This window comes from Pseudomonas sp. B13(2017), from assembly GCF_002113245.1.
Taxonomy (GTDB): Bacteria; Pseudomonadota; Gammaproteobacteria; order Pseudomonadales; family Pseudomonadaceae; genus Aquipseudomonas; species Aquipseudomonas putida_Z.
This window is the reverse complement of record NZ_NEJX01000021.1, coordinates 25675-47643: the sequence shown is the minus strand read 5'-3', so window position 1 is coordinate 47643 and position 21969 is coordinate 25675. Positions and strand designations below refer to the sequence as shown.

General features: G+C 64.1%; 16 protein-coding genes. 10 read left to right on the top strand and 6 right to left on the bottom strand.

The window, feature by feature from the left end; all coding sequences use genetic code 11:
* Positions 1–138: 138 nt before the first annotated feature.
* Positions 139–5004 carry an NAD-glutamate dehydrogenase gene (locus CAG44_RS22915; protein ID WP_085589292.1) on the top strand — a complete coding sequence of 1622 codons (4866 nt, stop codon included), beginning with the start codon at positions 139–141 and terminating at the stop codon, positions 5002–5004.
* A 162-nt stretch (positions 5005–5166) separates the two neighbouring features.
* Here the strand turns inward: CAG44_RS22915 and CAG44_RS22910 are convergent, their stop codons facing one another.
* Entirely contained in the window at positions 5167–5985 is an 819-nt protein-coding gene (locus CAG44_RS22910; protein ID WP_024086557.1) for a pyruvate, water dikinase regulatory protein, read from the bottom strand.
* Positions 5986–6162: 177 nt separating this feature from the next.
* On the opposite strand from CAG44_RS22910, the gene ppsA reads away from it, so the two are divergent.
* The 8 genes from ppsA to CAG44_RS22870 all read left to right on the top strand — a co-directional run bounded on the left by ppsA (position 6163) and on the right by CAG44_RS22870 (position 14507).
* A complete protein-coding gene (gene ppsA / locus CAG44_RS22905) occupies positions 6163–8538 on the top strand; it encodes a phosphoenolpyruvate synthase (protein WP_075044190.1) in 2376 nt (791 codons plus the stop codon).
* Positions 8539–8640: 102 nt separating this feature from the next.
* Positions 8641–9633: an alpha/beta fold hydrolase gene (locus CAG44_RS22900; protein WP_256575291.1), complete on the top strand. Its 993-nt coding sequence runs from the start codon at positions 8641–8643 to the stop codon at positions 9631–9633.
* Between the two features lie 217 nt (positions 9634–9850).
* Complete coding sequence (gene rraA / locus CAG44_RS22895; protein WP_021785500.1) at positions 9851–10342, top strand: ribonuclease E activity regulator RraA; 492 nt, start codon at positions 9851–9853, stop codon at positions 10340–10342.
* 27 nt (positions 10343–10369) lie between these two features.
* Positions 10370–11365, top strand: a complete 996-nt coding sequence (locus CAG44_RS22890) for a zinc transporter ZntB (RefSeq protein WP_063913854.1) — start codon at positions 10370–10372, stop codon at positions 11363–11365.
* A gap of 214 nt (positions 11366–11579) precedes the next feature.
* The gene (locus tag CAG44_RS22885) at positions 11580–11852 is read left to right on the top strand and encodes a hypothetical protein (protein ID WP_004376140.1); all 273 of its coding nucleotides are present in this window, start codon (positions 11580–11582) and stop codon (positions 11850–11852) included.
* Between the two features lie 2 nt (positions 11853–11854).
* Positions 11855–12679, top strand: coding sequence for a mechanosensitive ion channel domain-containing protein (locus tag CAG44_RS22880; RefSeq protein WP_004376138.1), 825 nt, complete (start codon positions 11855–11857; stop codon positions 12677–12679).
* Between the two features lie 112 nt (positions 12680–12791).
* Positions 12792–13358 (top strand): RNA polymerase sigma factor SigX, encoded by a 567-nt coding sequence (gene sigX / locus CAG44_RS22875; protein ID WP_003248665.1) that lies wholly within the window; start codon positions 12792–12794, stop codon positions 13356–13358.
* Between the two features lie 111 nt (positions 13359–13469).
* Entirely contained in the window at positions 13470–14507 is a 1038-nt protein-coding gene (locus tag CAG44_RS22870) for an OmpA family protein (protein ID WP_004376136.1), read from the top strand.
* Positions 14508–14689: 182 nt separating this feature from the next.
* Here CAG44_RS22870 and cobA read toward each other — a convergent pair whose 3' ends face one another.
* From cobA to CAG44_RS22845, 5 genes are all read right to left on the bottom strand, one after another.
* Positions 14690–15430: a uroporphyrinogen-III C-methyltransferase gene (gene cobA / locus CAG44_RS22865; RefSeq protein ID WP_085589385.1), complete on the bottom strand. Its 741-nt coding sequence runs from the start codon at positions 15428–15430 to the stop codon at positions 14690–14692.
* A 27-nt stretch (positions 15431–15457) separates the two neighbouring features.
* A complete protein-coding gene (locus CAG44_RS22860) occupies positions 15458–17128 on the bottom strand; it encodes a bifunctional protein-serine/threonine kinase/phosphatase (RefSeq protein ID WP_085589387.1) in 1671 nt (556 codons plus the stop codon).
* Positions 17129–17137: 9 nt separating this feature from the next.
* The gene (locus CAG44_RS22855) at positions 17138–18349 is read right to left on the bottom strand and encodes a NarK/NasA family nitrate transporter (protein WP_085693050.1); all 1212 of its coding nucleotides are present in this window, start codon (positions 18347–18349) and stop codon (positions 17138–17140) included.
* Between the two features lie 322 nt (positions 18350–18671).
* Positions 18672–19247: an ANTAR domain-containing response regulator gene (locus tag CAG44_RS22850; protein ID WP_085693049.1), complete on the bottom strand. Its 576-nt coding sequence runs from the start codon at positions 19245–19247 to the stop codon at positions 18672–18674.
* Between the two features lie 12 nt (positions 19248–19259).
* The gene (locus CAG44_RS22845) at positions 19260–20474 is read right to left on the bottom strand and encodes a CmpA/NrtA family ABC transporter substrate-binding protein (protein ID WP_085589391.1); all 1215 of its coding nucleotides are present in this window, start codon (positions 20472–20474) and stop codon (positions 19260–19262) included.
* A 280-nt stretch (positions 20475–20754) separates the two neighbouring features.
* Here CAG44_RS22845 and CAG44_RS22840 point away from each other — a divergent pair, with 280 nt between their 5' ends.
* Complete coding sequence (locus CAG44_RS22840) at positions 20755–21777, top strand: quinone-dependent dihydroorotate dehydrogenase (protein WP_085693048.1); 1023 nt, start codon at positions 20755–20757, stop codon at positions 21775–21777.
* Positions 21778–21969: the final 192 nt, after the last annotated feature.

The window sequence follows — 21969 nt, the reverse complement described above, 5'->3', positions numbered from 1 at the left end:
GGCGAGCCCTGGGCGTGCCTGCGCACGTTCAACGCCTGGTTTTACCGTCCGCCTTGCCACGGGTTGGCTATCGTTGATCCGTACACGGCGCACGCAGCGACGCTTCAATTATTACAAAGCCCAAGCGGAGTACCACAGATGGCGTTCTTCACCGCAGCCAGCAAAGCCGACTTCCAGCATCAACTGCAAGCGGCCCTGGCGCAGCACATCAGCGAACAGTCCCTGCCACAAGTCGCGCTGTTCGCCGAGCAGTTCTTCGGCATCATCTCTCTGGACGAACTCACCCAACGCAGGCTTTCCGACCTGGCCGGCTGCACCCTGTCAGCCTGGCGCATCATCGAGCGTTTCGACCCCGAATACCCGCAAGTACGGGTGTACAACCCCGATTACGAACGCAATGGCTGGCAATCGACCCACAGCGTGGTCGAAGTGCTGCACCACGACCTGCCGTTCCTGGTCGACTCGGTACGCACCGAGCTCAACCGCCGCGGCTACAGCATCCACACCTTGCAGACCACCGTGCTCAGCGTGCGCCGCGGCGCCAAGGGCGAGCTGCTTGAACTGCTGCCCAAGGGCACCCAGGGCGAGGGCGTACGCCATGAGTCGCTGATGTACCTGGAGATCGACCGTTGCGCCAACGCCGCCGAGCTGACGGTCCTGGCCCGCGAGATCGAGCAGGTGCTGGCCGAGGTGCGGGTGGTGGTTGCCGACTTCGAACCGATGAAGGCCAAGCTGCGTGAAGTGGTGGCGGAGGTGGAGCAGACCGCCTTTGGCCCGGCGCAGCACGAAAAGGGCGAGGTGAAGGCTTTTCTCGAGTGGCTGCTGGACAACCACTTCACCTTCCTGGGCTATGAAGAATTCACCGTAAAGGGCGACGCCGATGGCGGCCAGATGGTCTACGACGAGCAGTCGTTCCTCGGCCTGCCGCGCCGCCTGCGCGTGGGCCTGACGAGCGACGAGCTGCGCATCGAAGACTATGCCGTGGCCTACCTCAACGAACCGTTGCTGCTGTCGTTCGCCAAGGCCGCGCTGCCAAGCCGCGTACACCGCCCGGCCTACCCGGACTACGTGTCGATCCGCCAGCTGGACGCCGATGGCAAGGTGATCAAGGAACACCGCTTCATGGGCCTGTACACCTCGTCGGTGTACGGCGAAAGCGTGCATGCCATCCCTTATATCCGGCAGAAGGTCACCGAAGTCGAGCGCCGCTCGGGCTTCGATCCCAAGGCCCACCTGGGCAAGGAACTGGCCCAGGTGCTGGAAGTGCTGCCGCGCGACGACCTGTTCCAGACCCCGGTCGACGAGCTGTTCAGTACCGTCATGTCGATCGTGCAGATCCAGGAACGCAACAAGATCCGCGTGTTCCTGCGCAAGGACCCGTACGGCCGCTTCTGCTACTGCCTGGCCTATGTACCGCGGGAAATCTACTCCACCGAAGTGCGGCAGAAGATCCAGCAGGTGCTGATGGAGCGCCTGAAGGCCAGCGACTGCGAGTTCTGGACCTTCTTCTCCGAGTCGGTGCTGGCCCGTGTGCAGCTGATTTTGCGGGTAGACCCGAAAAACCGCATCGACATCGACCCGCAGCAGCTGGAACGCGAAGTGATCCAGGCCTGCCGTTCGTGGCATGACGACTACTCGGCACTGGTGATCGAGAACTTCGGCGAAGCCCAGGGCACCAACATCCTCGCCGACTTCCCCAAAGGTTTCCCGGCCGGCTACCGCGAGCGCTTCGCCGCGCACTCGGCAGTGGTCGACCTGCAGCACGTGCTGAACCTGTCGGAAAGCAAGCCGCTGGCGATGAGCTTCTACCAGCCGCTGACCCAGGTCGGCGAGCGCACCCTGCACTGCAAGCTGTACCACGCCGACACGCCGCTGGCGCTGTCCGACGTGCTGCCGATCCTGGAGAACCTTGGCCTGCGCGTGCTCGGCGAGTTCCCGTACCGCCTGCGCCATGCCAGTGGCCGCGGCTACTGGATCCATGACTTCGCCTTCACATACAGCGAAGGCCTGAGCCTGGACATCCAGCAGCTCAACGACACCCTGCAGGATGCCTTCATCCACATCGTCCGCGGCGATGCCGAGAACGACGCCTTCAACCGTCTGGTGCTGACCGCCGGCCTGCCATGGCGCGACGTGGCGCTGCTGCGCGCCTACGCCCGTTACCTGAAGCAGATTCGCCTGGGCTTCGACCTGGGCTACATCGCCAGCACCCTGAACAACCACACCGACATCGCCCGCGAGCTGACCCGGTTGTTCAAGACTCGTTTCTACCTGGCGCGCAAGCTCACCCAGGAAGACCTGGATGACAAGCAACTGCGCCTGGAACAAGCCATCCTGACCGCGCTGGACGACGTGCAGGTGCTCAACGAAGACCGCATCCTGCGTCGCTACCTGGACCTGATCAAGGCCACCCTGCGCACCAACTTCTACCAGCCGGACGCCAACGGCCACAACAAGTCGTACTTCAGCTTCAAGTTCAACCCCAAGCTGATCCCCGAACTGCCTAAACCAGTGCCCAAGTTCGAGATCTTCGTCTACTCGCCACGGGTCGAAGGCGTGCACCTGCGCTTTGGCAACGTCGCCCGCGGCGGCCTGCGCTGGTCCGACCGTGAGGAAGACTTCCGCACCGAGGTGCTGGGCCTGGTGAAAGCCCAGCAGGTGAAGAACTCGGTCATCGTGCCGGTCGGTGCCAAGGGCGGCTTCCTGCCGCGCCGCCTGCCGCTGGGCGGCAGCCGTGACGAGATCGCCGCCGAAGGCGTGGCGTGCTACCGCATCTTCATTTCCGGCCTGCTCGACATCACCGACAACCTCAAGGACGGTGGCGTGGTACCGCCGGCCAACGTGGTGCGCCATGACGATGACGACCCGTACCTGGTGGTGGCGGCCGACAAGGGCACCGCAACCTTCTCGGACATCGCCAACGGCATCGCCATCGACTACGGCTTCTGGCTGGGCGACGCCTTCGCCTCGGGCGGCTCGGCCGGTTACGACCACAAGAAGATGGGTATTACCGCGCGCGGCGCCTGGGTGGGCGTGCAGCGCCACTTCCGCGAGCGCGGCATCAATGTGCAGGAAGACCCGATCACCGTCATTGGCGTCGGCGACATGGCCGGCGACGTGTTCGGCAACGGCCTGCTGATGTCCGACAAGCTGCAACTGGTGGCGGCGTTCAACCACCTGCACATCTTCATCGACCCGAACCCGGAGCCGGCCGCAAGCTTTGCCGAACGCAAGCGCCTGTTCGACCTGCCGCGCTCGGCCTGGAGCGACTACGACACCAGCATCATGTCCGAAGGCGGCGGGATCTTCCCGCGCAGTGCCAAGAGCATCGCCATCAGCCCGCAGATGAAAGAGCGCTTCGCCATCGAAGCCGACCGCCTGACCCCGACCGAGCTGCTCAATGCGCTGCTCAAGGCACCGGTAGACCTGCTGTGGAACGGTGGCATCGGTACCTACGTCAAGGCCAGCACCGAGAGCCACGCCGACGTCGGTGACAAGGCCAACGACGCGCTGCGGGTCAATGGCAATGAACTGCGCTGCAAGGTGGTGGGCGAGGGCGGCAACCTGGGCATGACCCAGCTTGGCCGGGTCGAGTTCGGCCTGCATGGCGGCGCCACCAACACCGACTTCATCGACAACGCCGGCGGCGTGGACTGCTCCGACCACGAGGTCAACATCAAGATCCTGCTCAACGAAGTGGTGCAGGGTGGCGACATGACCGAGAAGCAGCGCAACCAGCTGCTGGGCAGCATGACCGACGAAGTGGCCGGCCTGGTGCTGGGCAACAACTACAAGCAGACCCAGGCGTTGTCGCTGGCGGCCCGCCGTGCCCGCGAGCGGATTGCCGAGTACAAGCGCCTGATGGCCGACCTGGAGGCCCGAGGCAAGCTGGACCGTGCCATCGAGTTCCTGCCGTCCGAAGAGCAGCTGGCCGAGCGCCTGGCCGCCGGCCAGGGCCTGACTCGCGCCGAGCTGTCGGTGCTGATCTCGTACAGCAAGATCGACCTCAAGGAACAGCTGCTCAAGTCGCTGGTGCCGGACGACGACTACCTGACCCGCGACATGGAAACCGCCTTCCCGCCGTCGCTGGTCAGCAAATTCGCCGAGTCCATGCGCCGCCACCGCCTGAAGCGCGAAATCGTCAGCACCCAGATCGCCAACGACCTGGTCAACAACATGGGCATCACCTTCGTCCAGCGCCTGAAGGAGTCGACCGGCATGAGCCCGGCCAACGTGGCTGGGGCCTATGTGATCGTGCGCGACATCTTCCACCTGCCGCACTGGTTCCGCCAGATCGAGGCACTGGACTACCAGGTGCCGGCGGAAATCCAGCTGACCCTGATGGACGAGCTGATGCGCCTGGGCCGCCGAGCCACCCGCTGGTTCCTGCGCAGCCGCCGCAACGAGCAGGATGCCGGGCGCGACACCGCGCACTTCGGGCCGAAGATTGCGCAACTGGGGCTCAAGCTCGACGAGTTGCTCGAAGGCCCGACCCGCGAGCGCTGGATGGTGCGCTACCAGGGCTTCGTCGAGGCTGGTGTGCCGGAGTTGCTGGCGCGCATGGTGGCTGGCACTACCCACCTGTACACCCTGTTGCCGATCATCGAGGCTTCGGACGTTACCGGCCATGACCCGGCGCAGGTGGCCAAGGCGTTCTTCGCCGTGGGCAGCGCGCTGGACCTGACCTGGTACCTGCAGGAAATCAGCAACCTGCCGGTGGAGAACAACTGGCAGGCGCTGGCCCGCGAGGCGTTCCGCGACGACATCGACCTGCAGCAGCGGGCGATCACCATCTCGGTACTGCAGATGGCCGATGCGCCGGAAGACATGGACGCCCGCGTGGCGCTGTGGGCCGAGCAGCACCGGGTGATGGTGGAGCGCTGGCGCGCCATGCTGGATGACCTGCGCAATGCCACTGGTACCGACTATGCGATGTACGCGGTAGCCAACCGCGAGCTGGTCGACCTGGCCATGAGCGGGCAGGCGGCGGTGGTGCCGTCCTGAGCCATGAGCTGAAATGAAAAGCCCCGGCAGTGATGCCGGGGCTTTTTTATTCCTGTGCTGGCCCTTTCGCGGGTGAACCCGCTCCCACAGGGATATCACAAGACTTGAGTGTAGTGAGGTCCCTGTGGGAGCGGGCGCGCCCGCGAAGAGGCCGGTACAGGCTTACTTAAACCTGCGCTCCACCCCTTTCTCCACCAGAATCTTCGCCGAAATCTCTTCCACGGAAAAATGCGTGGAATTGATGTTGGGAATGTTCTCCCGGCGGAACAGGTTCTCCACCTCGCGCACTTCGAACTCGCACTGGGCAAAGCTGGAATAGCGGCTGTTGGGCTTGCGCTCGTGGCGGATGGCGGTGAGGCGGTCGGGGTCGATGGTCAGGCCGAACAGCTTGTTGTGGTGCTTTTTCAGCACCGCCGGCAGCTGCAGGCGCTCCATGTCGTCCTCGGTCAGCGGGTAGTTGGCGGCGCGGATGCCGAACTGCATGGCCATGTACAGGCAGGTGGGGGTCTTGCCGCAGCGCGATACGCCTACCAGGATCAGGTCGGCCTTGTCGTAGTAGTGGGTGCGCGCGCCATCGTCGTTGTCCAGGGCGAAATTCACCGCCTCGATGCGTTCCATGTAGTTGGAATTGCCGCCAATGGAGTGCGACTTGCCGACGGAATACGACGAATGGGCAGTCAATTCTTGTTCAAGCGGGGATAAAAACGAAGAAAAGATGTCGATCATGAAGCCATTCGAGGTAGCCAGGATCTCACGGATGTCCTGATTGACGATAGTGTCGAAGATGATCGGGCGTACACCATCGCGCTCGGCCGCGGCGTTGATCTGCTGGACCATGGTCCGCGCCTTTTCCGGCGAATCGATGTAGGGACGGGTGAATTTATTGAACGGAATGCTCTCGAATTGAGCGAGCAGACTCTGGCCCAGGGTTTCGGCAGTGATGCCGGTGCCGTCGGAGATGAAGAACGCGGTTCGTTTCATTTGCGATCTGGGCCTTAAGCTGATGACGTTTCTTGGATATGATAAGTTCGGTTTGCCGAATGCGGCTGTCGGCATTCTCACTTATTTTCCAGGTACAGGCCACAAGCGTCCGGCCAAGTCAACGAAGGCAGGCGGGCGCCCTTGAGCTTTTCCAATACAGTTAGTGGAGAGATCACCTTGGTAGAGTACGTAGTTTCCCTCGATAAGCTCGGCGTCCATGATGTGGAGCATGTGGGGGGCAAGAACGCATCCCTGGGCGAGATGATCAGCAACCTCGCAGGTGCTGGTGTATCGGTGCCGGGCGGCTTTGCCACTACGGCGCAGGCGTACCGCGATTTTCTCGAACAGAGTGGTCTCAACGACCGTATCCACGCCGCGCTCGACGCACTCGACGTGGATGACATCAACGCCCTGACCAAGACCGGCGCGCAGATTCGCCAGTGGGTCATGGAAGCCGACTTCCCGGCCCGCCTGGATTCGGAAATCCGTACGGCCTTCGCCGAAATGGCTGCCGGCAACGACAACATGGCAGTTGCCGTGCGTTCCTCGGCCACCGCCGAAGACCTGCCGGACGCCTCGTTCGCAGGTCAGCAGGAAACCTTCCTCAACATCCGCGGCGTCGACAACGTGATCCGCGCGGCCAAGGAAGTGTTCGCCTCGCTGTTCAACGACCGTGCCATCGCCTACCGCGTGCACCAGGGCTTCGACCACAAGCTGGTAGCCCTGTCCGCCGGCGTGCAGCGCATGGTCCGCTCCGAAACCGGCACCGCCGGCGTCATGTTCACCCTCGACACCGAGTCGGGCTTCCGCGACGTGGTATTCATCACCGGCGCCTACGGCCTGGGCGAAACCGTGGTGCAGGGTGCGGTCAACCCTGACGAATTCTACGTGCACAAACAAACCCTGGAGGCCGGCCGCCCGGCCATCCTGCGCCGCAACCTGGGCAGCAAGGCCATCAAGATGGTCTACGGCGAAGAAGCCAAGGCCGGCCGTTCGGTCAAGACCGTCGAAGTGGACCGCGCCGAGCGCGCGCGCTTCTGCCTGACCGATGCCGAGGTCAGCGAGCTGGCCAAGCAGGCCATGATCATCGAGAAGCACTACCAGCGCCCGATGGACATCGAATGGGCCAAGGACGGTGACGACGGCAAGCTGTACATCGTCCAGGCGCGCCCCGAGACGGTGAAGAGCCGCTCCAGCGCCAACGTCATGGAACGCTACCTGCTCAAAGAGAAGGGCACCGTTCTGGTCGAAGGCCGCGCCATTGGCCAGCGCATCGGCGCCGGCAAGGTCCGCGTGATCAACGACGTATCGGAAATGGACAAGGTCCAGCCGGGCGACGTGCTGGTCTCCGACATGACCGACCCGGACTGGGAACCGGTGATGAAGCGCGCCAGCGCCATCGTCACCAACCGTGGCGGGCGTACCTGCCACGCGGCGATCATCGCCCGTGAGCTGGGCATTCCGGCCGTGGTCGGTTGCGGCAACGCCACCCAGGTGCTGAAAGACGGCCAGGGTGTGACCGTATCCTGTGCCGAAGGCGATACCGGCTTCATCTTCGAGGGCGAGCTGGGCTTCGACGTCAAGCAGAACTCGGTCGACGCCATGCCTGACCTGCCGTTCAAGATCATGATGAACGTCGGCAACCCGGACCGTGCCTTCGATTTCGCCCAGCTGCCCAACGCCGGTGTCGGCCTGGCGCGCCTGGAGTTCATCATCAACCGCATGATCGGCGTGCACCCCAAGGCACTGCTGAACTACGCCGGCCTGCCGGCCGACCTGAAGGACAGCGTCGACAAGCGTATCGCCGGCTACAACGACCCGGTAGGCTTCTATGTCGAGAAGCTGGTCGAGGGCATCAGCACCCTGGCTGCGGCCTTCTACCCGAAAAAGGTCATCGTGCGCCTGTCGGACTTCAAGTCCAACGAGTACGCCAACCTGATCGGCGGCAAGCTGTACGAGCCGGAAGAAGAAAACCCGATGCTGGGCTTCCGTGGCGCTTCGCGCTACATCAGCGAATCGTTCCGTGACTGCTTCGAGCTCGAGTGCCGTGCGCTCAAGCGCGTCCGCAACGAGATGGGCCTGACCAACGTCGAGATCATGGTGCCGTTCGTACGCACCCTGGGTGAAGCCAGCCAGGTCGTCGACCTGCTTGCCGAAAACGGCCTGGCCCGCGGCGAAAACGGCCTGCGCGTGATCATGATGTGCGAACTGCCGTCCAACGCCATCCTCGCCGAAGAGTTCCTGGAATACTTCGACGGCTTCTCGATCGGCTCCAACGACCTGACCCAGCTGACCCTGGGCCTGGACCGTGACTCGGGCATCATCGCCCACCTGTTCGACGAGCGTAACCCTGCGGTGAAGAAGCTGCTGGCCAACGCCATTGCCGCGTGCAACAAGGCTGGCAAGTACATCGGCATCTGCGGCCAGGGCCCGTCGGACCACCCGGACCTGGCCAAGTGGCTGATGGAACAAGGCATCGACAGCGTGTCGCTGAACCCGGACTCGGTACTCGAAACCTGGTTCTACCTGGCCGAAGGGCAGGGCGCGGTCTGATGCAGTAAAACGCGGGGGTACGTCTGGCGTACCCCCGCCTGGTTTTTTCCAGGGCGAGCTCCAGCAATGGATCCCGCCCTTTTTTGTGCACCAAGCAACCTTATGCAAAGCAGCAGCACTCTATTCCCCGTGGCCCTGCTCAGTGCCGAGCGCCGCGGCGACCTCAGCGAAGACGTGTACCGGATCAAGGCCGGCAACAGCCCTGACCCCAGCGTCGAGCTGGCTGTCACCCGCCTGGGGCTGGCCGATCAGGGCAAGGCCCAGGGCGTGCCGGTCATTCTCCTGCACGGCAGCTTCTCCAACCGCCGCTTCTGGTACTCGCCCAAAGGGGTTGGCCTGGGGGCCTATCTCGCCCGCGCCGGCTTCGATGTGTGGATCCCGGAAATGCGCGGCCACGGCCTGTCGCCGCGTAACCATGACTGGAAGCACAACAGCGTTGCCGCCTATGCCCGCGATGACCTGCCGCTGATTGCCGCGTTCGTGCGCGAGCAATCGGGCCAGGCGCCGCACTGGGTCGGCCATTCCCTGGGTGGTACGACCCTGGCGGCAGCGCTGGGCGGTGGTTTTCTGCCTGCCGAGCAGGTGGCCAGCGTGGCGCTGTTCGGTACCCAGATCAGCCGCGTGTACTGGCCGTTGAAGGTGCCGCCGCTGGCCTGGGGGGCGAAGCTGCTGCTCAAGCGCTGGGGGCAGATTTCCGGGCCGCGTTTCAAGCGTGGGCCGGAGGATGAGCCGATCGGCCTGGCCCTGGAGAGCATGCGCTGGCATGGCCTGTTCGGGCGCTTTGGCGACAGGCACAGCGACTGGTGGGCGGGGCTGGCCGAGGTGGATGTACCGCTGCTGGCGGTGGCGGGTGCGGGGGACTTCCAGGACCCGGTGTGGGCCTGCCGCAAGTTGTTCGAGCAATTGGGCGGTGAGCGCAAGCAGTTTTTGCGGCTGGGGCTCGAGGAAGGCTTCGAGGCTTTCGGGCATGTCGACATGCTGGTGAGCAAGGCCGCGCAGGTGCAGGTGTGGCCGCTGGTGGAGCGTTGGCTGCGGGATCCGCTGGTGCCGGTGCATGAATCCACGGTGGCGGCGGAGCCTGTGCCCGCCAGTTGATTCTGCTGTGTCTGTACTGGCCCTATCGCCGGCAAGCCAGCTCCCACAGGAGTACCACTAGCCTGAAGCCAGCGGGGGCCTGTGGGAGCTGGCTTGCCGGCGATAGGGCCGGTACAGGTAAAACACAACTGACTGCTTGGTCCCGGATGACTGCAATGGGCTCTACGGTGTAGCCTTGGCCGATACCCGCTTTCGTTGTGACTGACAGGAGCTTCCCATGCAGCATTACGTTACGCCCGACCTGTGTGATGCCTACCCGGACCTGGTGCAGGTGCTGGAACCGATGTTCAGCAATTTCGGCGGCCGCGATTCGTTCGGCGGCCAGATCGTCACCATCAAGTGCTTCGAAGACAACTCGCTGGTCAAGGAGCAGGTCGAACTCGATGGCAAGGGCAAGGTCCTGGTCGTCGATGGTGGTGGCTCGCTGCGCCGCGCACTGCTCGGCGACATGCTCGCCGAGAAGGCTGCCAAGAACGGCTGGGAAGGCTTGGTCATCTACGGCTGCGTGCGTGACGTCGACGTGCTGATCCAGACCGACGTCGGCGTGCAGGCCCTGGCCAGCCACCCGATGAAGACCGACAAGCGCGGCATCGGCGACCTCAACGTGGCAGTGACCTTCGCCGGGGTGACCTTCCGCCCGGGCGAGTACGTGTATGCCGACAACAATGGCGTGCTGGTCTCGCCAAGCCCGCTGAAAATGCCGGAGTGATGCGCCGCCCGCGCTGATGGAGCTTTGATGTTCGAGGAAGACAACGCGCAGTGGGGGCTGGTACACGCCCTGGTGCTCGATGGCAAAGGCGGCGCGCGCTCGATTGCCCGTACCGAGCTGGACGACCTGCAGCTGCAACCCGAGCAGAGCCTGTGGCTGCACTGGGACCGCAGCCATCCGCAAACCCGCACCTGGCTGCTGCACGACAGCGGCCTGAGCGCGTTCGCCTGCGAGCTGCTGCTGGAAGAAAATACCCGGCCGCGCCTGCTGCCCATGGCCGATGAACAGTTGTTGCTGTTCCTGCGTGGGGTCAACCTGAACCCGGGTGCAGAGCCCGAAGACATGGTCTCGGTGCGCATCTTCGCCGAGGCGCAGCGGGTCATCTCGCTGCGCCTGCGGCCGTTGCGCGCCAGTGACGAGATTCTCCAGCAGCTCGAAGAGGGCAGGGGCCCGAAATCGGCTTCCGAGCTGTTGCTGCTGATGGGCGAACTGCTGACCGAAAAGGTCCAGGGCCTGGTCAGCGACCTGTCCGAACTGGTCGACCTGGAAGAAGAAAAGGTCGAATCCGACGAACGGTATACCCCAGAGAATGGCTGCCTGCAGCAGATCCGCCGGCGTGCCGCCGGTCTGCGGCGTTTCCTGGCTCCGCAGCGAGAGATCTACGCCCAGCTGTCGCGTAGCAAATGGAGTTGGTTCGTCGATGCCGACGCCGATTACTGGAACGAGCTGAACAACAGCCTGATCCGCTACCTCGAAGAGCTGGAACTGACCCGCGAACGGGCCGCCCTGGTGCTGGAAAGCCAGGATCGCCGGCGCAGCGAGCGCATGAACCGCACCATGTACCGCTTCGGCATCATCACCTGCATCTTCCTGCCCATGAGCTTCATCACCGGGCTGCTGGGCATCAATGTCGGCGGCATCCCCGGGGCGGAAAACCCCTATGGCTTCCTGTTTGCCTGCATCGTCGTGCTGGGGCTGGCGGTGGGGCAGTGGTGGCTGTTCCGGCGGTTGCGGTGGGTATAGATGCTCATTGACCTGCACCGGCCCTATCGCCGGCAAGCCAGCTCCCACAGGTACACCACAGGTTTCAAGGCTTGTGGTACCCCTGTGGGAGCTGGCTTGCCGGCGATAGGGCCAGTGCAGGCAAGCGCCATTCATTTTGAAACACTCGTCCCAATGCGATGTGTGACCCATCGACCGGCCATCTCGTCTCTGACTGACACTGCGCGAGGTGCCCATGCACGATCCGTTTGAAGAATCCCTGCGCGACCTGCTCAAGGCGTCACCCTCCGGCAATGACCGGGACGACCGGGACGACGCCGCTTGCCTGGGTCGCGTGCTGAAAACCGCCAACCGCCAGGTTGGCGCGGGCGATCTGTTCAGCCTGCTTGGCCGCTGGAGCCAGGCGCTGCTGATCGCCGTGAACAATGGCGCGGCGCATGTTGCGCCGGTGCGTCGACACTCTTCCCGCAACGCTGCCAACGGCAGCAAAGCAGATAAGGCCGATTGAATATGGAACTCGATCTCTGGACCCAGAGCCTGGTCACCGCCATGACTGCCCTTTGGACCAAGGTAGCGAACTTCATCCCCAACCTGTTCGGCGCGCTGGTCGTGGTGCTGCTCGGTTTCGTGGTGGCCAAGCTGCTCGACACGTTGCTGTCCAAACTGCTGGCCAAGTTCGGCCTGGACCGCCTGATGGCCGGCACCGGCCTGACCAAGATGCTTGGCCGGGTCGGCATCCAGGTACCCATCTCCACCCTGATCGGCAAGATCGTCTACTGGTTCGTGCTGCTCATCTTCCTGGTCTCGGCCGCCGAGTCGCTGGGCCTGGAGCGGGTCTCGGCAACCCTCGACATGCTTGCCCTGTACCTGCCGAAGGTGTTCGGCGCAGCCCTGGTGCTGCTGGCTGGCGTGCTGCTGGCCCAGGTGGCAAACGGCCTGGTTCGCGGCGCTGCCGAAGGCATCGGCCTGGAATACTCGGCAGGCCTGGGGCGTATCACCCAGGGCCTGGTGATCATCATCAGCATCTCGGTGGCCATCAGCCAGTTGGAGGTGAAAACCGACCTGCTGAACCATGTGATCGTGATCGGGCTGATTACCGTTGGTCTGGCCGTTGCGTTGGCAATGGGCCTGGGCAGCCGCGAAATCGCCGGGCAGATTCTGGCCGGCATCTACGTGCGCGAGCTGTACCAGGTGGGCCAGCAGGTGCGGATTGGCGAGGTCGAAGGGCATATCGAGGAGATCGGTACGGTCAAGACGACGCTGCTGACCGATGATGGCGAACTGGTATCACTGTCCAATCGTGAGCTGCTTGAACAGCGAGTCAATAGCCGCTAACCGCACAAAGCTGTTAATGTATGCCGCCGCGAAAATCGACCCACGGGGTCGCGCGGCGACATTGACCTGACTGTCGGCCAGATCCGTTTTGAATAAAGTTCATTCGCCGCCCATGCGTTATGACCCCCGCGAGCTCACCGACGAAGAGTTGGTGGCGCGTTCGCATGAGGAGCTGTACCACGTTACCCGCGCCTATGAAGAGCTCATGCGGCGCTACCAACGGACCCTGTTCAACGTCTGTGCGCGTTATCTGGGGAACGACCGTGACGCGGACGATGTCTGTCAGGAAGTCATGTTGAAAGTGCTGTACGGGCTGAAGAACTTCGAGGGTAAGTCCAAGTTCAAGACCTGGCTCTACAGCATCACCTACAACGAATGCATTACCCAGTACCGCAAGGAGCGCCGTAAACGTCGGTTGATGGATGCCTTGAGTCTGGACCCTGTTGAAGAGGCGTCCGAAGACAAGGCTCCGAAGCCGGAAGAAAAAGGCGGGCTGGACAAGTGGCTGGTGCATGTGAACCCGATTGACCGGGAAATCCTGGTGCTGCGTTTTGTCGCAGAGCTGGAGTTTCAGGAAATTGCCGACATCATGCACATGGGCCTGAGCGCGACAAAAATGCGCTACAAGCGCGCGCTAGACAAGCTTCGGGAGAAATTTGCCGGCCTCGATGAAACTTAGTGGCGTGCAAATATCTCTAACGAACCGGCGAGTTCTGCTAGACTTGCCGTCGAGTTGTCCCCCTTGTTTGTGGTGGGACTGCTTAACTATCACCAGATGGGGATTTAACGGATGAAATTGAAAAACACCTTGGGCTTGGCCATTGGCTCGCTCGTCGCTGCTACTTCGTTCGGCGTTCTGGCTCAAGGCCAAGGCGCTGTGGAAATCGAAGGCAACGTTACCAAGCAGTACTACGACAGCGAACGTAACTTCAAGAACGACGGCACCAATCCTGGTGTTCGCCTGGGCTACTTCCTGACCGACGACGTTTCCCTGGACCTCGGCTACAACGAGACCCACAACGCTCGTGGTGAAGTCTTCAACAAAGACATCAAAGGTTCCAAGGCCAAGCTCGACGCCACCTACCACTTCGGTACCGTGGGCGACGCTCTGCGTCCGTACGTTTCCGCCGGTTTCGCTCACGAGAGCCTGGGCCAGGCCACTCGTAGCGGCCGCGACCACTCCACCTTCGCCAACGTTGGCGCTGGCGCCAAGTGGTACATCACCGACATGTTCTTCGCCCGTGCTGGCGTAGAAGCCATGTACAACATCGACAACGGCAACACCGAGTGGGGCCCGACCGTTGGTGTTGGTCTGAACTTCGGCGGTAGCCCGAAGCAAGCTGAAGTCGCTCCGGCTCCAGTTGCCGAAGTGTGCTCCGACTCCGACAACGACGGCGTTTGCGACAACGTCGACAAGTGCCCAGACACCCCGGCCAACGTTACCGTTGACGCTGATGGCTGCCCGGCTGTTGCCGAAGTCGTTCGCGTTGAGCTGGACGTCAAGTTCGACTTCGACAAGTCGGTCGTCAAGCCAAACAGCTACGGCGACATCAAGAACCTGGCTGACTTCATGAAGCAGTACCCACAGACCACCACCACCGTGGAAGGTCACACTGACTCCGTCGGCCCAGACGCTTACAACCAGAAGCTGTCCGAGCGTCGTGCCAACGCTGTCAAGCAGGTCCTGACCCAGCAGTACGGCGTGGAATCCAGCCGTGTTGACTCGGTTGGCTACGGCGAAACCCGTCCGGTTGCCGACAACGCCACCGAAGAAGGCCGTGCTGTCAACCGTCGCGTTGAAGCTCAGGTAGAAGCCCAGGCCAAGTAATTGGTTTGAAGCTTCATGAAAAACCCGGCCTCGGCCGGGTTTTTCTTTGCCTGGGATTTGTGTGGCGTGTGCCGGCCCCTTCGCGGGCTTGCCCGCTCCCACAGGTTCGTCGTATGCCGCAGGCTGTGTGCAATCTCTGTGGGAGCGGGCAAGCCCGCGAAGGGGCCTTTACAGGCACTGCATCATCCTGCAATTGCCACCAATTCCTGAACCACCTGTTCCCCAACCACCTCCCCAATAACCAAAATCGCCGGGCTACGCAAGCCAAACCCCCGCGCATCCTCGACCATCCCCCGCACATCGCTCCTGCACTCCCGCTGCTGCGGCAACGAGGCATTCTCGATCATCGCCACCGGCGTCGCCGGTGCCATGCCCCCGTCCAGCAACCCTTGGCGCACCTGCTCCAGCCTGGCCACGCCCATGTACACCACCAGCGTCGTCCCGCCCTGGGCCAAGGCCGCCCAGTTCAGTTCGCTGTCATCCTGGGTATGTGCCGTGACCAGCGTCACGCCCCGGCTCACACCCCGTGAGGTCAGGGAAATCCCGCATTGCGTGGCGCCAGCCAGGCCGGCGGTGATCCCGTTGACCACTTCCACCTCGATGCCATGCCCCTGCAACCACAGCGCCTCTTCACCACCACGGCCGAAGATGCACGGGTCGCCGCCCTTGAGCCGGACCACGCAGCGCCCTTGTCGCGCATGGCGCAGCATCAGGCGCTGGATGAACGCCTGCGGCGTGGAGCGGCAGCCGCCGCGCTTGCCCACGGCAATCACCCGGGCCTGCGGGCAATGCTCCAGCACCGCCGGGTTGACCAGGTCGTCGATCATCACCACAGCGGCTTGCTGCAAGGCGCGTACAGCCTTGAGGGTGAGCAGTTCGGGGTCGCCAGGGCCAGCACCAACCAGCCAGACTTTCGCATTCATCAGGGTTTCCTCATCGGCAAGGTGCGTTCAGCCCTTGAGCAGGGTGAGCAGCAGTATCAGGTTGAACAGCAAGGACAGCAGGGCCAGGGTGCGCCAGACCTTCAACGGTTCGCGCTCCAGCAACGGCCGTGGCCGGCTGGGCAGTTCCTGGCGGTCGCCACGTTCGAGCAGCAGCAACCAGTGTTCGGCGGTTTCGAAGCGCTGCGCAGGGTCGGCTGCCAGTGCCTGCTGCAGGTTGTGCTGCAGCCATTCCGGCAGGTCGGGGCGGTAGCGCGCGGCGTTGACCGGTTGGCCGAAGCGCGGGCGCTGGAAAGCCTCCACTTCGCCGTAGGGGTAATGCCCGGTCAGCAGGTGATACAGCGTCACGCCCACGGCATACAGGTCCTGGCGTGGGTTGGGCGGCTGGCCGTCGAACGCTTCCGGGGCAATGTATGACGGCGTGCCCGGCAACTCGTGCAGCGGGTCTTCGGACAGGCCCGGGCAGTAGGCCAGGCCGAAGTCCAGCAGGCGCAGCTGGCCATCGCTGCCCAGGTGCAGGTTCTCTGGCTTGATGTCGCGGTGCAGCAGGTTGCGCCGGTGCAGTACGCCGACCGCTTGCAGCAGCTGCCGGGCCAGCTCCAGCCACTGCGGCATGGGTAGCGGGCCGTGCTCGGCCAGCAGCGCTGCCAGGCTCTGGCCGGGGTATTCGCGCATCACGTAGTACAGGTGCTGGCGCTGGCTGGCGGTGTGCAGTTCGGGGAAGTGCCGGCCAGCGACCCGGCGCAGGAACCATTCTTCCAGCAACAGCCCTTGCGCCGCGCCGGGCTCCTGCTCGCGTGCGGCGGGCAGGGTCTTCAGCAGCCAGGCTTGGCCCTGGCCATCGCGCACCCGGTACAGCAGCGACTGGCGGCTTTGCGAAAGCAGCTTTTCGGCTTGCCAGCCATCGATCACCTGGCCTTCACGCAGGGGGCCGGGCACTGGCCATTGCTGCAGTTGCGCCAAGGTGTCGCCCAGGTTGGCCGTGCCCAGTTGCTCGACCTGCACCAGCAAGGCACTGGCGTTGTCCTGGCTGCCGTTCAGGTGCGCGCTGGCGACCAGGGTGTCGACGGCCAGTTGCAGGTCGGGTTGCTCGCGCAGCACCGCCTGGATGTGCTGGTCGCCCAGGCTGGCCCATACGCCATCGCTCAACAGCAGGAAGCTCTCGCCCGGCTGCAGCTCACCTTCCAGATAATCCACCAGCAGGTGCTGGTCCAGGCCCAGTGCGCGCTTCAGTACATGCTGCATGCCTGGCTGGTCCCATACATGGTCTTCGCTCAGGCATTGCAGGCGCCCAGCGTGCCAGCGGTACACGCGGCAGTCACCCACGTGGGCCAGGGTAAAACGCCGGCCGCGCAGCACCAGCGCGCTGAGGGTGGTCAGCAGTGGCTGGCCACTGCCTTGGGCGCGCAACCAGCGGTTCTGCGCCAGCAGCAGGCGGTCGAGGGCCTGGGCCACGCTCCAGGTCGCGGGGGTGGCGTAGTAGTCCAGGGCCAGCGCCTGCAGGCTGGCACGGGCTGCCAGGCCGCCATCGGCACATTGACTGACGCCGTCGGCGAGGGCGAACAGGTAGCCTTTGCTGGCGGCCAGCTCCGGCGCCGGGGTAACCAGGCGCAGGGCGTCCTGGTTTTCCTCGCGCGGCCCGGTGGCGCTGGCCTGGGCAAAGTTCAGTTGCAGGCTCATGGCTGTGCCTCAGACCCGTGCCGCGGTAACCGCAGCCGAGCCCCAGGTGGTGCGCCAGCGCTGTTTCACGCCGTGCAGGCCGAACCAGGCCAGCAAGCCCAGGCTGGCGAACAGCCACAGCCCCAGCTGGTAGTCACCGGTGTGCTGCTTGATGGTGCCAAGCCCGGCGGCCAGCAGGAAGCCTCCGATGCCGCCGGCCATGCCGATCAGCCCGGTCATCACGCCGATCTCCTGGCGGAAGCGTTGCGGTACCAGCTGGAACACCGCGCCATTGCCGGCCCCCAGGCCGAGCATGGCGCTGACGAACAGGGCCAGTGCGGCGGTGGCGCTAGGCAGGTTGAAGCCGACTGCAGCGATGCAGATGGCCGCCACACTGTACATGCCCAGCAGGGTGCGGATGCCGCCGAAGCGGTCGGCCAGAGCGCCGCCGAGCGGGCGCATCAGGCTGCCGGCGAACACGCATGCAGCGGTGTAGTAGCCGGCGGTGACCGGGCTCAGGCCATACTGGTCGCTGAAATAGCCGGGCAGGGCGCTGGCCAGGCCGATGAAGCCGCCGAAGGTGACGCTGTAGAAGAACATGAACCACCAGCTGTCACGGTCGCCCAGGGCCTTGAGGTAGTCGGCCATGGCTTTTGGCTTGGGCCGCTGCGGAGCATTGCGTGCCAGCAGGGCGAACACCAACAGGGCCAGCGACAGCGGGACCAGCGCGAAGCCGAACACATTGTTCCAGCCAAAGCCCGCAGCCAGCGCCGGGGCCAGCAGGGCGGCGAACACCGTACCGGAGTTGCCGGCACCGGCAATGCCCATGGCTTTGCCTTGGTGCTGTGGCGGGTACCACTGCGAGGCCAGCGGCAGTGACACGGCGAACGAGGCACCGGCAAAGCCGAGGAGCACGCCCAGCAGCAGCGCTTGCTCATAGCTGTGCACGCCCAGGTGCCAGGCAGCGGCGAGGGCGATGATGACCACCACCTGGCCGATCAGCCCTGCGGTCTTGGGCGACAGGCGGTCGACCAGCACGCCCATGGCAAAGCGCAGGATCGCCCCTGCCAGGATCGGCGTGGCCACCATCAGGCCCCGTTGTTGTGCACTCAGCTGCAGATCGGCGGCAATCTGCACCGCCAGTGGGCCAAGCAGGTACCAGACCATGAAGCTGAGGTCGAAGTACAGGAACGCGGCGAACAGCGTGGGCACATGCCCGGATTTCCAGAAGCTGGTACTCATCGAACACCTCACTCGGCAATGCAACGGAACGAAAAAGACGCCGCTACCCGCTCCACGTGGGTGGAGGGGAGAGCGACGTCTTTGTCGGGATCAAGTGGGCAACCGCCGTTGGCTACCGGTGATATTTGTTCAGCAAGAGATGGGCCAACTCGGACCGTGGGTTGACTCGGGTTATGTGGGAGCGGCCTTGTGTCGCGAAAGGGCTGCGCAGCAGCCCCGGCAATATCTGCGGCGAAGCTGAAAAATTCGGGGGGGCGCTACGCGCCCCTTTCGCGACACAAGGCCGCTCCCACATGGATCGCGTGAGGTTTTGAACGAGGCGTCAGCCCAGCATCTCGTGCATGGCAATGATCTGCTCGGCCACCTGAATCAGCTTCTGCTGCCGGCTCATGGCCTGGCGGCGCATCAGGGTGTAAGCCTGTTCTTCGTTGCAGTCCTTCATCTTCATCAGCAAACCCTTGGCCTGCTCGATGCGCTTGCGCTCGGCCAGTTGCTGGTCGCGCGCAAGCAGCTGCGCCTTCAGCGCCTGGTCGCTTTCGAAGCGGGCCATGGCCACGTCCAGGATCGGTTGCAGCCGCGCGGCATGAATGCCTTCGACGATGTAGGCGCTGACCCCTGCCTGGATCGCCTGGCGCATCACCCCGGGGTCGTGCTCGTCGGTGAACAGCACGATCGGTCGCGGCTGGTCACGGCTGACCAGGACCACCTGTTCCATTACATCGCGGTCCGGTGAGTCGGTATCGATCAGCACCACGTCCGGGCGCACCGTTTCGACGCAGGCGGGCAGGTCGATGGTCATGTCTGGGGCTTCGATGACCTCGAAGCCGGCCTCGCTCAAGGCTGCCTTGAGGCGGCCGAGTTTGCTCTGGGTGTCGTCGATCAGCAGGATGCGCAACATGAACTGTCCCCCTCACGCGCCGACACGGGCATCGGGCAGGTCGCCCAGTGCATGCAGGCTGAAACTGCGGGCATAACCGTAGGGGTCACTGCCGTCCCAGCGGCTGCCATCGATCAGCAGGCTGCTGCGCATCGGCTGCTCGGGGCAGGCCACGCCGAGGCTTTGTGCCGCCTCGCCATACAGTGCCAGCTGCTGGACCTGGCGGGCCACGCCGAGGTAGTCGGGGTCGTCGCGCAGCAGGCCCCAGCGGCGGAACTGGGTCATGAACCACATGCCGTCGGACAGGTACGGCAGGTTGGCCCGGCCATGGTCGTGCAGGCGCAGGGCATGCGGGTCTTGCCAGTGGTTGCCCAGGCCATCGTGGTAGCTGCCGAGCAGGCGTGGTTCGATACTTGTCAGCGGGGTGTCCAGGTAGGCGCTGCCGCTGAGCAGTTGCGCAGTGCTGCGGCGGTTCTCCGGGCTTTGCTCGATGAAGCGGCTGGCGGCGAGGACCGCCTTGATCAGCGCGCGGGCGCTGTTGGGGTATTGCTCGGCAAAGGCGCGGGCGCAGGCCAGGACCTTTTCCGGGTGGTCCGGCCAGATCGACTGGCTGGTGGCCAGGGTGAAGCCCTGGCCCGTGGCTACGGCATCGGCAGCCCAGGGTTCGCCCACGCAGAAACCGTCGATGCGCCCGGCCTGGATATGCGCGGCCATCTGCGCTGGTGGCACCACCACGCTGTCGACGTCGCGCAATGGGTGGATGCCCTGGCTGGCCAGCCAGTAATACAGCCACATGGCGTGGGTGCCGGTGGGGAAGGTCTGGGCGAAGGTGAGGCGTGCGCCATGCTGGTGCACCAGGCGTGCCAATGCTTCAGGGTTGGTCACGCCTTTGCGCTGCAGGGCCGGGGACAGGTTTATGGCCTGGGCGTTCTGGTTCAGCCCCATGAGCACGGCCATGGCGCTGGCCGGTACACCGCCGATGCCCAGGTGCACGGCGTACACCAGGCCATACAGGCAGTGCGCGGCATCCAGCTCGCCGCTGACCAGCTTGTCGCGCAGCCCGGCCCAGGAGCCCTGGCGCTTGAGGTTGAGGGTAAGGCCGTGCTGCTGGGCAAACCCCTGGGTGGCGGCGACTACCACCGAGGCGCAGTCGGTCAGGGCCATGTAGCCGATGTTCAGGCTGGGCTTTTCCGGCGCGTCGCTGCCGTTGACCCAGGCCAGGGGCGTTGCTCGGGGTACAGTGTTCACAAGGTTCCTCGCCCGTACTGATAAGGCTGTGGGCTTTTCCGGTGCAACCGATGTGCCATCTGGCAGCCTCCCTGTGGAGCAACTGCCTTGTGCCGCCTGCATTGGCCTCATCGCCGGCAAGCCAGCTCCCACAGATACAGCACAGGTTTCAGCCCTTGTGTTGTACCTGTGGGAGCTGGCTTGCCGGCGATGGGCTGCGCAGCAGCCCCACGATTTGCTGTCATGCCGGCCTCACGCTGGCTATAATCGCCCCCTCATTCACCCCGAGCCTTGCCCGCCCATGTATACCCTGGCCCGCCAGCTGCTGTTCAAGCTTTCTCCGGAAACCTCCCACGACCTGTCCCTGGACCTGATCGGCGCCGGTGGCCGTCTTGGCCTCAACGGCATGCTGTGCAAGCAGCCGGCGGCTTTGCCGGTTACGGTCATGGGCTTGAACTTCGCCAACCCGGTGGGCCTGGCGGCCGGCCTGGACAAGAACGGCGCGGCCATCGACGGTTTCGCCCAGCTGGGCTTCGGCTTCGTCGAAATCGGCACCATCACCCCGCGCCCGCAGCCGGGCAACCCCAAGCCGCGGCTGTTCCGCCTGCCGGAGGCAACGGCCATCATCAATCGCATGGGTTTCAACAACCTGGGCGTTGATCACCTGCTCGGCCGGGTGCGGGCTGCGCGTTACAACGGCGTGCTGGGCATCAACATCGGCAAGAATTTCGACACCCCGGTGGAGCGTGCCGTCGATGACTACCTGATCTGCCTGGACAAGGTGTACACCGACGCCAGTTACATCACGGTCAACGTCAGTTCGCCAAACACCCCGGGCCTGCGCAGCCTGCAGTTCGGCGATTCGCTCAAGCAGCTGCTCGATGCCCTGGCCGAGCGCCGCGAGCAACTGGCCGGCACGCATGGCAAGCGCGTACCTCTGGCAATCAAGATTGCCCCGGACATGAGCGACGAAGAAACCGCCCTGGTGGCCGCCGCGCTGATGGAGTCGGGCATGGATGCGGTGATCGCCACCAACACCACGCTGGGGCGTGAAGGTGTCGAAGGGTTGCCGTACGGTGGCGAGGCGGGCGGCCTGTCGGGCGCGCCGGTGCTGGAGAAGAGCACCCATATCGTCAAGGTGCTGGCGGGCGAGCTGGGCGGCAAGCTGCCGATCATTGCCGCTGGCGGCATTACCGAAGGCCGCCATGCCGCCGAGAAGATCGCTGCCGGGGCGAGCCTGGTGCAGATTTATTCGGGCTTCATTTACAGAGGGCCAGCGTTGATTCGCGAGGCGGTGGACGCTATCGCTGCGATGCCGCGGTGACCTGGCCGGCCCATTCGCGGGCTCGCCCGCTCCCACAGGGTCCAGCGCACTGCTGAAGCCTGTGGGAGCGGGCGAGCCCGCGAAGAAGCCAGCGCGGATATGGATTCGAAGTCATAAAAAAGGGCCCCATCAAGGGGCCCCTGGGCCTTCGCCCGCCGCCCGGATAGGGCGTGCATGGTAAATCGAATTCAG

What these genes read in the sequence shown, in the direction of transcription:
- CAG44_RS22915 (WP_085589292.1), top strand. Translation starts at nt 139, where the DNA reads ATGGCGTTCTTCACCGCAGCCAGCAAAGCCGACTTCCAGCATCAACTG.
- CAG44_RS22910 (WP_024086557.1), bottom strand. Translation starts at nt 5,985, where the DNA reads ATGAAACGAACCGCGTTCTTCATCTCCGACGGCACCGGCATCACTGCC.
- CAG44_RS22900 (WP_256575291.1), top strand. Translation starts at nt 8,641, where the DNA reads ATGCAAAGCAGCAGCACTCTATTCCCCGTGGCCCTGCTCAGTGCCGAG.
- rraA (WP_021785500.1), top strand. Translation starts at nt 9,851, where the DNA reads ATGCAGCATTACGTTACGCCCGACCTGTGTGATGCCTACCCGGACCTG.
- CAG44_RS22890 (WP_063913854.1), top strand. Translation starts at nt 10,370, where the DNA reads ATGTTCGAGGAAGACAACGCGCAGTGGGGGCTGGTACACGCCCTGGTG.
- CAG44_RS22885 (WP_004376140.1), top strand. Translation starts at nt 11,580, where the DNA reads ATGCACGATCCGTTTGAAGAATCCCTGCGCGACCTGCTCAAGGCGTCA.
- CAG44_RS22880 (WP_004376138.1), top strand. Translation starts at nt 11,855, where the DNA reads ATGGAACTCGATCTCTGGACCCAGAGCCTGGTCACCGCCATGACTGCC.
- sigX (WP_003248665.1), top strand. Translation starts at nt 12,792, where the DNA reads ATGCGTTATGACCCCCGCGAGCTCACCGACGAAGAGTTGGTGGCGCGT.
- CAG44_RS22870 (WP_004376136.1), top strand. Translation starts at nt 13,470, where the DNA reads ATGAAATTGAAAAACACCTTGGGCTTGGCCATTGGCTCGCTCGTCGCT.
- cobA (WP_085589385.1), bottom strand. Translation starts at nt 15,430, where the DNA reads ATGAATGCGAAAGTCTGGCTGGTTGGTGCTGGCCCTGGCGACCCCGAA.
- CAG44_RS22860 (WP_085589387.1), bottom strand. Translation starts at nt 17,128, where the DNA reads ATGAGCCTGCAACTGAACTTTGCCCAGGCCAGCGCCACCGGGCCGCGC.
- CAG44_RS22855 (WP_085693050.1), bottom strand. Translation starts at nt 18,349, where the DNA reads ATGAGTACCAGCTTCTGGAAATCCGGGCATGTGCCCACGCTGTTCGCC.
- CAG44_RS22850 (WP_085693049.1), bottom strand. Translation starts at nt 19,247, where the DNA reads ATGTTGCGCATCCTGCTGATCGACGACACCCAGAGCAAACTCGGCCGC.
- CAG44_RS22840 (WP_085693048.1), top strand. Translation starts at nt 20,755, where the DNA reads ATGTATACCCTGGCCCGCCAGCTGCTGTTCAAGCTTTCTCCGGAAACC.